This window comes from Kaistia adipata DSM 17808 (assembly GCF_000423225.1).
GTDB lineage: Bacteria > Pseudomonadota > Alphaproteobacteria > Rhizobiales > Kaistiaceae > Kaistia > Kaistia adipata.
Genome location: NZ_AUHO01000006.1, coordinates 516724 through 529158, shown reverse-complemented (window position 1 = coordinate 529158; position 12435 = coordinate 516724). Strand labels below are relative to the sequence as shown.

The following is a 12435-nucleotide window of genomic DNA, read 5'->3' as shown; positions in this document are numbered from 1 at the left end:
GCCGGCCCGATACCGGCGGGGTCGATCGCCGGAGGCTCGTCGATGATGCCGCAACAACGTGACGGAGCCCGCTACCGCTCCGCTCTCCATGTTGGGCGGCGCGCCGGCTACATCGTGCTCGGCTTCATCTTTCTCGCGCTCGGCTTCATCGGCGCCTTCTTGCCGGTCATGCCGACGACGATCTTCCTGATCCTGGCAGCGTGGAGTTTCGGTCGCTCGTCGCCCGGGCTCGAGGCCTGGATGCTCGATCATCCGAAATTCGGCGGCGTGTTACGCGCCTGGCGGGCGCATGGCGCCATCCCGCGCCGGGCCAAGTGGATGGCCTGCATCGGCATTCTGCTCGGCTATGTCCTGTTCTGGGTCTCGGCGGCGCCGTCGGTGCTGCTCGCCGTGGTCGTCGCGCTCGCGATGCTCGCCTGCGCGCTCTGGATCGTGACGCGGCCCGAGGGGCCGGAGACGGAGCCGGCCGCTCCGGAATAGCCGGGATGGCAGGCGGGCCGTTTCTTATCGGCCCGCCCATGCTTTCGGCCTCAGGCGGCGAGGCCCTTGGCGAGGTCGAGCGCCTGCCGCTCGAACAATCTGCGGTAGATGCCGTTGTCGACGCGCACGAGCTGCTCGTGCGTGCCTTCCTCGGCGATCCGGCCGCGATCGAAGACCAGCAGCCGGTCGAGCGACCGCACCGTCGACAGTCGGTGGGCGATGACGATCGCCGTGCGGCCGACCATCAGTCGCTCCATCGCCTCCTGGATCAGCGCCTCCGATTCCGAATCGAGGCTCGACGTCGCCTCGTCGAGGATCAGGATCGGCGCGTCGGCCAGGAAGGCCCGGGCGAGCGCCACGCGTTGGCGCTCACCGCCCGAGAGCTTGACGCCGCGCTCGCCGACCAGCGTCTGGTAACCCTGCGGCAGCCGCTCGATGAAATCATGCGCGTTGGCGAGCTTTGCCGACGCGATGATGTCGGCCATCGACGCGCCAGGCCGGGCATAGGCGATGTTCTCCGCCAGCGAGCGGTGGAACAGGATCGGCTCCTGCTGCACGATCGCGATCTCGCCCCGGAGCGACGACTGCGTGACATGGGCGATGTCCTGCCCGTCGATGACGATGCGCCCGTCCGTGACGTCGTAGAGCCGCTGGATCAGCTTGACGAAGGTCGTCTTGCCGGAGCCGGAATGGCCGACCAGGCCGATCTTCTCGCCCGCTTGAATCGTGACGTCGAAGTCCTTGTAGAGCGGCTTCTCATGGCCGGCATAATGGAACGTGACGTCGTCGAAGCGGATCTCGCCGGCGCCGATGCGCATCGGCCTGGCGTCGGGGCGATCCTCGATGCCGAGCGGCTGCGCGTGCAGGGCAACCAGCTCCTCCATGTCGTTCACCGAGCGCTGCAGGTTGCGGATATGCACGCCGACGTCGCGCAGATAGCCCTGCAGCAGGAAGTAGGAGGTCAGCACGAAGGTGACGTCGCCCGCCGTGGCCTGTCCATGCCACCAGAGGATCAGAACCGTGCCGATGATGGCGCCGCGCAGCAGCACGAGCAGGATGCCCTGCGCCGTGCCGTTGTTGGTGCCGCGGACCCAGGTGCGCGACGTGCGCGAGCGCCATTTGGCGACGACGCGGGAGAGCCGCGCGTCCTCGCGCTCCTCGGCGCCGAACGCCTTGACGACGGCGTTGCAGGAAACCGCGTCGGCGAGCGCGCCGCCAAGCTTGGTGTCCCACTGGTTGGCGAGGCTCGCCGCCGGCGCGACATAGCCGAGCGACAGCGCCACCGTCATGGCGATGTAGAGCACCGAACCGATCGCCACGATCAACCCCATCACCGGCCAGTACGAGCCGAGCAGGATGGTCGTGCCGACCAGCATGACGAGCGAGGGCAGCAGCGCCAGCAGCAGCGTGTCGTTCAGGAGGTCGAGCGCCCACATGCCGCGCGTGATCTTGCGCACGGTCGAGCCGGCGAATGCGTTGGCGTGCCAGTTGGTGGAGAAGCGCTGCACGCGATGGAAGGCGTCGCCCGCGATGTCCGTCATCATGTTCAGCGTCAGCCGGATGATGCCGAGGAAGGCGACGTGCCGTAGCGCCATCATGCCGATGCCGAGCGCCATCAGCATGCCGAAGGCGGCGAGGGCGGCCGAAAGCGCCGCGTCGCGGTCGACATTGCCGTTGGCGATCGCGTCGACCAGGCGGCCGGCATAGAGCGGCAGCAGCACATCCGCCAGCGTCGAGACCAGGACGGTGGTGGTCATGCCGAAGATCAGCAGCGGCTGGCGCCGCCAATGCGCGAAGGTGAAGCCCAGAACGTCGGCGAAGGCGCCGGTGCGCCATCGGATGCGAAAGCGCGGGAATCTGAATCGAGTCATGATGGCTGTCCGGACGCGTGTCGAACGCGGATCCGGTCCTGAAAAAGAGATGAAGGCTGCGAGCGACGCACGGATGGCGCGAGCGCTCACGGATGAAGATTTGAAGTATCGGGTCTGCGGGTGCTGGAGGGCCGCGGTTGTGAACCGGAGCGAGGCTGCCCGCTAAACGTCCGAACTACGCTCGGGGAAAGCCCGGGAACGGTGCGGCCGGGGCGATTTCGACGTGCAATGATGCCATGTTGATCTCCCCGCGTTCGGAGTTGAAGGAGGAAGCCTTATAGCTGCCTCTGCGTGAGCTGCCAAGGTGCCGATGGCGTTTGGCGCTGCTCGGGCCTCGATGTGGCCGCCATGCAACAGAATGTTGCGGTGGGCCGGAAATGCAATCGGCCCGGGCGAAGGCCGGGCCGATGCTGGATGTTCGGGCTGAAGCGGATCAGCCGATCTTCTTGCCCCGGGCGACGTCCTGGTCGAAGCAGAGATCTAGGATGCGCTGGATTTCGGCGGCGCGGCGGAAGCTCGGGTCGCCGTTGATGCCGGAGTTGCAGGCCTTGATGAAGCGCTCATAGGTCGTCGGCACGGGCGGGCAGTCGACCGTCTTCCAGGTCTGCGTGTCGATGTCGGCGCCGGCGCAGATCTTCAGCGACGACGCCTTGCCGTCGGTCTTGACCTCGAGCGCGCCCTCGGTGCCGTAGAGCGTCAGCGACAGATCATTGGCGTGGCCGGTGGCGAAGCGCGTCGCGGTGATCACGCCGAGCGCGCCATTGGCGAACTCGGTCATCATCACCACCGAGTCGTTGGCGTCGAGCTTGTACTCGCCGATCTGGTCGTCCTTTGCCTTGTGGAAGGTCTTCAGCCGGCTCTCTACGGTCTGGATGGCGCTGTCGGCGCCGAAGCTCGCGAAGTCGACGATGTGGACGCCGACGTCGCCGAGCACGCCCTTCGAGCCATGCTCCTCCGACAGGCGCCACAGCCAGCGCGACTCGGTGCGCCAGTCGCCCCACTGCTTGCCGACCAGCCAGCTCTGCAGATAGGAGGCCTCGACGTGGCGGATCGCGCCGATCTTGCCGGCGCTGACCAATTCGCGCGCCTTCTGCAGCGCGGGCGAGTTGCGATAGGTCAGGTTGACCATGTTGATGACGCCCTTCGCCTCGGCCGTCTCGGCCATCTCGAGGGCGTGCGGGTAGTCGGTCGCCAGCGGCTTCTCGCAGAAGACGTGCTTGCCGGCGGCGAGCAGCTTCATCGTCGTGTCGTAGTGGACGGCATCGGGCGTGACGTTGGCGGCGGCGTCGAACTGGCCCCAGGCGATCGCCTCTTCGAGGCTGCCGAACAGGTTGGTGATGCCGTGTTCCTTGCCGAAGGCGGCGCGGCGGGCGGGGTCGATCTCGACGGCGGCGACGAGGGTGACGCCCGGAATGGCCTTGAAGGCGGTCGCATGGCTGTTGGCCATGTTGCCGGTCCCGAGGATGAGAAGCTTGACCATTGTGAACGCTCTTGGCTGGCGGGACGTCGTCCCGGAAGGCGGTTGTGGGGGAGGCGGGGGCAGGAACCGCGCGGACGCCAGGGCGCCCGCGCGGACGGGATCAGGACGGCGGCGCCGTCAGGCGATCAGTGGAAGCCTTCCTCGCCGCGCTTGTGCAGGGTCTCGCCCTTGATCGTCAGCGGGCCGTTCGGGGCCTTGTCGGCCGGCGTGTTCGGCGCCTTCTCGATGCCGGCCCAGGCCGGAGCGGGGTTGTAGGCCCACTTGGCGGCGTTCTTCAGCACCTGCTTGACGTCGGTGTTGTAGTAGATCGGGTAGGTCTCGTGGCCGGGCGAGAAATAGAAGATCTTGCCGCCGCCGCGCTGCCAGGTCAGGCCCGAGCGGAACACCTCGCCGCCCTCGTACCAGGTGACGAAGACCGTCTCCTGCGGCTCCGGAACGGTGAAGGGCTCGCCATACATCTCGGTCTGCTCGATCTCGAAATAGTCGGACAGGCCCTGGGCGATCTGGTGATTGCGGTTGATCACCCAGACGCGCTCGAGCTCGCCGGCCTCGCGCCACTTGAGCGAGCAGGGGGTGCCCATCAGGCGCTTGAAGATCTTCGAGAAGTGGCCGGAATGCAGGACGATCAGGCCCATGCCTTCCCAGACGCGCTTGGCGACGCGCTCGACGACGGCATCGGAGACCTCGCCATGCGCCTTGTGGCCCCACCAGAACAGGACGTCGGTCTCGGCCAGGCGCTCCTCTGTCAGGCCGTGCTCGGGCTCCTGCAGCGTGGCAGTGGAGACCTTGATGACCGGATCCTCGGCAAGGCCCTTGGCGATCGTAGTGTGCATGCCTTCCGGATAGATCTTCCGGACGACTTCGTTCTCCTGCTCGTGGACGTTTTCGCCCCAGACAACAACGCGGATCGTCATGACCATGGTCTCCCTAGACGTTTCCTGATCACAGATGGCAGTTCCGCGCGGGCGCGGAGTTCGGTGGGTTCAGTGCTCGACGAATGCGACGGGCGCGTGACCAGCCCTCGTTCAAAGCGCTTTGGATGGTAGCCCGGCACACTCTATCGTGCATCTCCGATCACGCAATATCCCCTGAATGACGTGCTTGTCGCAGGGGCGGGGCAGTCCTTAGTGCGCGGCGTCCCGCGGGGCTGCGCGACCGGCGAGGTCGTCGCCGGCGTCGCGCGGCAGGCGGGCGCACAGGAAGGCGGCGAGCAGCGCGATGCTGGTCACCGTCAGGAAGGCGGCGGAGAAATCCGCCATCACCGGGGTCTCGCGGCCGGAGACGGCGACGGAAACCTGCAGCACGGCCGCCGAGACGCAGATGCCGAGCGACAGCATCATCTGCTGCATCGTCGTGTAGAAGCTGGTCGCCGCGCTCATCCGCTCGCGCTCGACATCGGCATAGGCGATCGTGTTGTAGGCGGTGAACTGCAGTGACTGCGAGAAGCCGCCGATGAGCAGCAGCGCGTAGATGGCGAGCAGTGGCCAGTCGGGGCGGAAGGCGGCGTAGATCGCCAGGAAGCAGCTGGTGAAGACGCTGTTCCAGATCAGCGTGTTGCGGAAGCCGAAGCGGCGCAGGATCGGGCCGGCCGAGGCTTTCATCGCCATCGCGCCGGCGGCGGAGGCGAAGGTGACAAGGCCGCTATGCACGGCCGACATGCCGAAACCGAGCTGCATCATCAGCGGCAGCAGGAACGGCATGGCGCCGGCGCTGATGCGGGCGAGGCCGCCGGCCACGACCGAGAGGCGGAAGGTCAGCAGCCGCATCAGCGTCAGGTCGAGGATCGGGGCGGCATGGTGCCGGGCGTGGCGGATGTAGAGCCAACCCGACACGATGCCGACGACCAGCAGGGTGAGCGTGACGGCGGGTGGCGCCTCGCCGCGACCGCCGGCCTCGAAGGCGAACAGCAGCGACCCGAGCGCGACGCCGGAATAGAGAAGGCCGAGCATGTCGAATGGGCGGCGCGTCTCCTCGCGCACGTTCTCGATATGCCGGCTCGCCAGCAGGATGCCGACGATGCCGAGCGGAATGTTGATGTAGAAGATCCAGCGCCAGTCGAAATAGGTGACGATGAAGCCGCCGACCATCGGGCCGAGCACCGGGCCGATCAGGGCCGGAACCATGACCCAGGCCATCGCCGAGACGAACTGCGCCCGTGGCACGGTCTTGAGGATGACCAGCCGCCCGACCGGCACCATCATGGCGCCGCCCAGCCCTTGCAGGATGCGGGCGATGACGAGGACAGTGAGGCTTGGCGCCTGCGCGCACAGGAGCGAGCCGGCCATGAAGATGGCGATCGCGGCGCAGAACACGTTTCGGGCGCCGAAGCGGTCGGCGATCCAGCCGCTCATCGGGATGAACACGGCGAGACTGAGCAGATAGCCGGTGAGCGCGACGCTCATGTCGAGCGGCGAAACGCCGAAGCTCCTCGCCATCGTCGGCAGCGCCGTCGCCAGGATGGTCGAATCGAGCTGCTCCATGAACAGCGCGCTGGCCACGATCAGGGCGGTGATGCGGTAGGAAGAGGGGGCAGGGACAGACGAAGGAGAGCCTGCGCCGAGAACGGTATCGCTTGGCATCGGGGGCATTTCGTAAGGTGAGCGTCCTATCTCACCGATAGGACCGATCGTGACAATTCACAATAGCGTGGCATAACCGGTCGCCTCCGCTTGACTTGGTCGGTCGCGGCACTCTATATCCCGGCCACCTTCTCCGGAGCGCCTCGCTTCGGCCGGACGGGCGGTTAGCTCAGCGGGAGAGCATTCGCTTCACACGCGAAGGGTCACTGGTTCAATCCCAGTACCGCCCACCATTTTCCTTTCATCATCATCGTCATCGTTAGCACCCCAGCGGGCGCGGTGGTTCGCCGCATGCCCACTGCATCGTGGCGCTATCGCGAGGCGAGCTTGGTGTCGCTGCGTCGAGGTCGAATCGGACCCGCGCCGCTTTGCGCGTTGGCAGATTCCCGGCCGGTTGCTCTCGGTTGTAATCTTTGCGTTCCGTCCTGCTGGATGCCAAGAAATACCGTCTCAATCAATGCGATTATATGGTTGCATCGAATTATGCGGTGCCAGTCTAACGTATTTTCGATTTTTTGATCGGATTTCTCTTGTTTGATTTTCTTGAATACAACCGGGAATCTCTAGGGATTCCAAGCGATTTTGGCTTCTTTTGGCCGTACGGGTGGCGAACGGTTACTGCGAAAAAGCCTTTTAGACTCAATCATGTTGTATTTTCGCAATGGCATTTAACGCAAAGGTTGTGCTACGAAATCGGGCAGATTGATTGATTGGGGAGCTTTTCAATGAAACTTCGCCTTGCCGCTGTCGCGCTGGTCCTGAGTGGGTCGACCGCTCTCGCGGCGGATCTGACCTACGAGCCCGCTCCGGTTGTGGCGGCGCCGGAGGTGTTCAACTGGACCGGCTTTTATGCGGGTGTCCATGGTGGCTATGGCTGGGGTGACACGCGCGACGTGAACAACTCGAGTGCGGCCGGGCAGGACATCGACGGCTGGTTCGGCGGTGCGCAGGTCGGCTATAACTGGCAGCTCCAGAACAATGTCGTTCTCGGCCTCGAGGCCGATGTCGCCTTTGGCAATATCGGCGAGAGCTGGGACAGCACGAAGGTTCACGACCCCTACTATGGCGAAGACAAGATCGAGGCCTTCGGTACGGTCCGCGCCCGTGTCGGCTATGCGGTTGACCGCTTCCTGCCTTACCTGACCGGTGGTCTGGCCTGGGCCAAGCAGGATCATTCGCTCGGCTGCAGCCCGGCGAGCGCCATCGGCGGTACCAATGGCTGCGGCGTGATGAACAGCGGCTCCGGTGGAGCGCAGTTTGATACCTCTGACTCGTCGACCTCGGTCGGTTGGGTTGTCGGCGCGGGTGTCGAATACGCGCTCACCAACAACTGGACGGTGAAGGGCGAGTATCTCTACACCGATCTCGGCAAGGAGACCGTCTCGCTCTTCGACCCGAACTGGCCCGGCAGCACCGAGCGCAACTTCGACACGTCGTTCAGCACGGTCAAGCTCGGTGTGAACTACAAGTTCTGATCTTCGACGATCACGCGTCATCGATGCGACGGAAGCCCCGCCCTTGTGGCGGGGCTTTTTGCTTTTGAGCTCCCCTTTTCTTCGGCGATCTGCGCCTCGGGACGGCAGCCTGACGGTCCGCCATACGCGCTGTCGCTCGCCAAGATGTATCGGCGTCGACTGTTTTCCGATCGTGTGTCGTCATCTGGTTGATCTATCTCATATCTCCTGCCAGGCCGCCGATACGGATAGCTATATTACCCATATATGCTTATAGAAGTCAGATAATTGCTTTCGCGGGGGGCGATTGGTCTTGCGGAATTGGTAAGTCTTGCTATCGGTGCAAATTATACTATATAAACAGTTGCAGTCTGGTGATTGACCGTCATTCGCCGGACTGGCGGCGCGACTTAGATTGGCGCGGAAGCTGCATTTGCTTCATCCTGGCAGCGGCATGTTCGCTGGACGCTGGCGGAGGGTTTGTCTGTACCGGCCTCCAGCGCTTCCTGTCGCCGAACTGGCCCCGGTGTTCGCTTCAAGGCTAGAGCCGCGTGCGCGCGTGATGCCGGCAGCGTCGCGGGGCAGGCTCAGTTCTGCGGGCGCGACGCCTCGCCGGGCCCTGGCGCCGGAGGTTCCCTCTGAATGGCAACGTCAGCGGCTCCGTGCAGGGCCGGTCATCTGGCTCGTCGTGCCGCCAGGGTGAGGCCGCGAGGTCGTCGGGCTGGCCGCCGTCCAGAAGTGTCAACCTCGTCGCCATGAACCGGGCCGCACGGCTGGCCTGTGCAGGCGCCCACGGCAACTCCCTTGGGCCGAAGCATCCGGCCCCTCAAAAAACAACCCCTAGGCGGCCTCCAGGCCGGGAAAGGTCGTTCGAGCCTATTGTCCATTTCCATCAATCTCGCCGTCGCTCTCGTCTGTGGCATGCTCATCGGGCTGGAGCGGCATTGGCTGCAGCGGCACACCGGTCTCACCACCCATGCGCTCGTGGCGCTCGGCGCGGCCACCTTCACGTCCCTGGCGGGCCTGTATGGCGGCGATGTCGACATCCGCATGGGCGCGCAGGTCGTCAGCGGCATCGGTTTCCTTGGCGCCGGCCTGATCATGCGCGACGGGCTGAGCGTTCGCGGCCTGCGCGGCGCGGCGACGATCTGGGCGACAGGCGCGGTGGGGACGCTGGCGGGCTACGGATTCCTGGCCGAAGCGGTCACGGCGACAGGCTTCGTGATCCTCATCAACATGGCGCTGCCGCGGCTCAGTCGTCTGGTCGAGCGGTTCACACCGGAGCAGGAGCTGGTCGAGCGCTTCTATGTCATCAAGCTGCGCTGCGCGGCCGGAGACGAGGCCTGGACGCGCGCGCGGATGCTGCAGGCCGTGAGGGTGCAGAACCTGCGCCTGCACGGCCTGGAGAGCCGCGCCATGGCCGACAGCGGCAGCGTCGAGGTCGAGGCGATGGTCTACAGCACGAAGCAGGAAGACCGCCTGGTGGAGCGGCTGGTCGGTGAGCTCAGCCTGTCGCCGCTCATCAATGCCACGAGCTGGACGTCGACCGCGCCGCCGGAGTAGCGGTCGCGGCCGCCTCAGATCACGGTGACGTCGGGCTGCGCCGCCGCACGCTTGCGCGGGACGATCGAGACCGTCATCCGCTTGATCTCCTCATAGCGGCGGATCTCGCGCGAATAGGGGCGCCAGTCGTAGAGAAGCAGCTCCGCCGGCCGCCACAGACCAACCCAGCCGGCGATGATGAAGCCTTCGCCGAACAGGCGTCCGAGCACGTTGCTCCTGAAGACCAGCTCTTCGAACAGCAGCGAAAGCGCCAGGCAAATCGCCCAGAACACGAGGCCGATGCGGAGCGCCTTGCGGCCCTCGAGCCAGATCTCGCGCTTCTTCTGCGCCGCCAGGCGGATCTGGGCGTTGCAGTAATTGCCGATCGCCATCTTCATCCGGGCCGGGAGCCCGGGTTCGATCATCGCCGGCGGCAGGTGGATGGCGATGGCCGAGATCGGCTTCTGGTTGCCCGGGCGGGCGTTCATCGTGTCGATCAGCTGGTCGATCCCGGACGCCTCGATGTTCTCGTCGAGGAACGGATCCACCTCCGGCGTCTGGAACATGTTGTGCATGTCGCTGAGGTGGAGGTCGACCGTCTCGTCGGCTTGGCTGGTCATCGGCTGTGCGTGTCCGCGAATGAGAAATGGCCGGGCCATGCCGGACCGGCCACTTCTCTTAACGTGTGGGAACGCGAGGAAACAATGCCCGCGTGCCAGCTTCGAGGCGTCAGCCGTTCTGTGCCTCGACGGCGGCCAGCGCCGTCATGTTGACGATGCCGCGCGAGGTCACCGACGGCGTCAGGATATGCGCGGGCTTGGCGGCGCCGAGCAGGATCGGGCCGACATGCAGCGCGTCGGTCATCACCTTGACGACGTTCATCGTGATGTTGGCGGAATCTAGGTTCGGGAACACCAGAAGATTGGCCTCGCCGGTCAGCTTCGACTTCGGCATGACGCGGGCGCGCAGCGTTTCCGAAAGCGCGGAATCGCCGTGCATTTCGCCGTCGACCTCGAGATCGGGCGCGGTCGCCCAGAGGATTTCCGTCGCGCGGCGCATCTTGGCGCTCGAGACGTTGTCGCGCGAGCCGAAGTTGGAGTGCGACAGCAGCGCCGCCTTCGGCGTGATGCCGAAACGGCGGATGTGGTCGGCGGCGAGCCGGGTCACTTCCGCGATTTCCTCGGCCGTCGGGTTCTCGTTGACATAGGTGTCGGTCAGGAACGTCGTCGCGCCGGAGCTGATGAGAAGGCTCATCGCGGAATACGCGTGGCTTTCGGGGCGCAGGCCGATGACGTCGCGAATGACGCGGAAATTGGTGCGGAACTGGCCTTCGAGACCGCAGAGCAGGGCGTCGGCGTCGTTGCGGATCAGCGCCAGCGCGCCGATGACCGTGGTGTTGGTGCGGACGATCGTCCGCGCCGCTTCCGGCGTGATGCCGTGGCGGCCCATCTTGTCGAGATAGAGCTCGACGTAGTCGCGATAGCGCTTGTCGTCCTCGGGGTTGATGATCTCGCAATCGACGCCCGGATTGAAGCGCAGGCCGAAGCGCTTGATGCGGGTCTCGATCACGGAGGGGCGGCCGATCAGGATCGGCTGGGCGAGGCCGTCCTCGAGCGCCACCTGGGCGGCCCGGAGGACGCGCTCATCCTCGCCATCGGCGTAGATCACGCGCTTCACGTCGGTCTTCGCCGCCGCGACCATCGGCTTCATGATCAGGCCGGACTTGAAGACGAAGCGGGTCAGCCGGTCCATATAGGCGTCGAAATCGGCGATCGGCCGCGTGGCGACGCCGGATTCCATCGCCGCCCTGGCGACGGCCGGCGCGATCCGCAGGATCAGGCGCTGATCAAACGGCGAGGGGATCAGGTAGTCGGGGCCGAAGGTCAGCTGCACGCCGCCATAGGCCTGCGCGGCGATATCGGACGGCTCCTCCTGCGCGAGGGCCGCGATCGCATGCACCGCCGCCTGCTTCATTTCCTCGTTGATCGTCGTGGCGCCAACGTCGAGGGCGCCGCGGAAGATGTGAGGAAAGCAGAGGACGTTATTGACCTGATTGGGGAAATCCGACCGGCCGGTGCAGATCATCACGTCGTCGCGCACGGCGCGCGCCGCCTCCGGCATGATCTCCGGCTTCGGGTTGGCGAGCGCCAGGATGAGTGGGCGCGCGGCCATGCGGGCGACCATGTCGGGCTTCAGCACGCCGGCGGCGGAAAGGCCGAGGAACACGTCGGCGCCATCGATGATGTCGCCCAGCGTGCGCTTGTCGGTCTTCTGGGCGAAGACGGACTTCCACTGGTCCATCAGCGCCTCGCGGCCCTCATAGACGACGCCTTCGATGTCGGCGACCCAGATATTCTCGCGCTTGGCGCCGAGGGCGACCATCTGGTTGAGGCAGGCGAGCGCCGCCGCGCCGGCGCCCGAACAGACGATCTTTGCCTCGGCGATCGGCTTGTCCTTGAGCTTCAGCCCGTTGACGACGGCGGCGCCGACGATGATCGCGGTGCCGTGCTGGTCGTCATGAAAGACCGGGATCGCCATCCGCTCGCGCAGCTTGCGTTCGATCTCGAAGCACTCGGGCGCCTTGATGTCCTCGAGGTTGATGCCGCCGAAGGTCGGCTCCAGCGCGGCCACCACATCGACGAACTTGTCGATGTCGCGCTCGTCCACCTCGATGTCGAAGACGTCGATGCCGGCGAATTTCTTGAAGAGGACGGCCTTGCCTTCCATCACCGGCTTCGAGGCGAGGGCGCCGATGGCACCGAGGCCGAGCACGGCGGTTCCGTTCGAGATGACGGCGACCAGATTGCCGCGCGACGTGTAGTCGAAGGCCTTGGCGGGGTCGGCTTCAATGGCGAGGCAGGGGGCGGCAACGCCCGGAGAATAGGCGAGCGCCAGATCGCGCTGATTGCCGAGCGGCTTGGTCGCCCGGATCTCCAGCTTTCCCGGCTGCGGGAAGCGATGAAAGAAAAGCGCGCTCTCGTCGAGATCGGCGCCCACCGTGCTGTTTTCGGTCATGACCCTGCCTGCGG

The 12435-nt window shown here is 65.5% G+C and carries 9 protein-coding genes and 1 tRNA gene; 4 read left to right on the top strand and 6 right to left on the bottom strand.

The genetic code is table 11. The features are described from left to right. Positions 1–42: 42 nt before the first annotated feature. Positions 43–480, top strand: a complete 438-nt coding sequence (locus G539_RS0102765; RefSeq protein ID WP_029073841.1) for a YbaN family protein — start codon at positions 43–45, stop codon at positions 478–480. A gap of 50 nt (positions 481–530) precedes the next feature. Here the strand turns inward: G539_RS0102765 and G539_RS0102760 are convergent, their stop codons facing one another. The 4 genes from G539_RS0102760 to G539_RS0102745 form a co-directional block, all read right to left on the bottom strand. Further along, positions 531–2351, bottom strand: coding sequence for an ABC transporter ATP-binding protein (locus tag G539_RS0102760; protein WP_029073840.1), 1821 nt, complete (start codon positions 2349–2351; stop codon positions 531–533). Positions 2352–2784: 433 nt separating this feature from the next. Continuing rightward, positions 2785–3831 (bottom strand): Gfo/Idh/MocA family protein, encoded by a 1047-nt coding sequence (locus tag G539_RS0102755; protein ID WP_029073839.1) that lies wholly within the window; start codon positions 3829–3831, stop codon positions 2785–2787. 125 nt (positions 3832–3956) lie between these two features. Further along, on the bottom strand, positions 3957–4745 hold the full coding sequence (locus G539_RS0102750; protein ID WP_029073838.1) for a ThuA domain-containing protein: 789 nt from the start codon (positions 4743–4745) through the stop codon (positions 3957–3959). A gap of 210 nt (positions 4746–4955) precedes the next feature. Continuing rightward, positions 4956–6410 carry a DHA2 family efflux MFS transporter permease subunit gene (locus G539_RS0102745; RefSeq protein ID WP_035830226.1) on the bottom strand — a complete coding sequence of 485 codons (1455 nt, stop codon included), beginning with the start codon at positions 6408–6410 and terminating at the stop codon, positions 4956–4958. A gap of 158 nt (positions 6411–6568) precedes the next feature. On the opposite strand from G539_RS0102745, the gene G539_RS0102740 reads away from it, so the two are divergent. The 3 genes from G539_RS0102740 (at position 6569) to G539_RS0102730 (ending at position 9427) form a co-directional block, all read left to right on the top strand. Next, positions 6569–6643, top strand: a tRNA-Val gene (locus tag G539_RS0102740). A 492-nt stretch (positions 6644–7135) separates the two neighbouring features. Beyond that, the gene (locus G539_RS0102735) at positions 7136–7885 is read left to right on the top strand and encodes an outer membrane protein (protein ID WP_029073836.1); all 750 of its coding nucleotides are present in this window, start codon (positions 7136–7138) and stop codon (positions 7883–7885) included. A gap of 858 nt (positions 7886–8743) precedes the next feature. After that, positions 8744–9427: an MgtC/SapB family protein gene (locus G539_RS0102730; RefSeq protein WP_029073835.1), complete on the top strand. Its 684-nt coding sequence runs from the start codon at positions 8744–8746 to the stop codon at positions 9425–9427. 14 nt (positions 9428–9441) lie between these two features. Here G539_RS0102730 and G539_RS26010 read toward each other — a convergent pair whose 3' ends face one another. Together G539_RS26010 and G539_RS0102720 are read right to left on the bottom strand one after the other, a co-directional pair. Continuing rightward, positions 9442–10026, bottom strand: coding sequence for a hypothetical protein (locus G539_RS26010; protein WP_051231037.1), 585 nt, complete (start codon positions 10024–10026; stop codon positions 9442–9444). A 109-nt stretch (positions 10027–10135) separates the two neighbouring features. Beyond that, positions 10136–12421 (bottom strand): NADP-dependent malic enzyme, encoded by a 2286-nt coding sequence (locus tag G539_RS0102720; protein ID WP_029073834.1) that lies wholly within the window; start codon positions 12419–12421, stop codon positions 10136–10138. Positions 12422–12435: the final 14 nt, after the last annotated feature.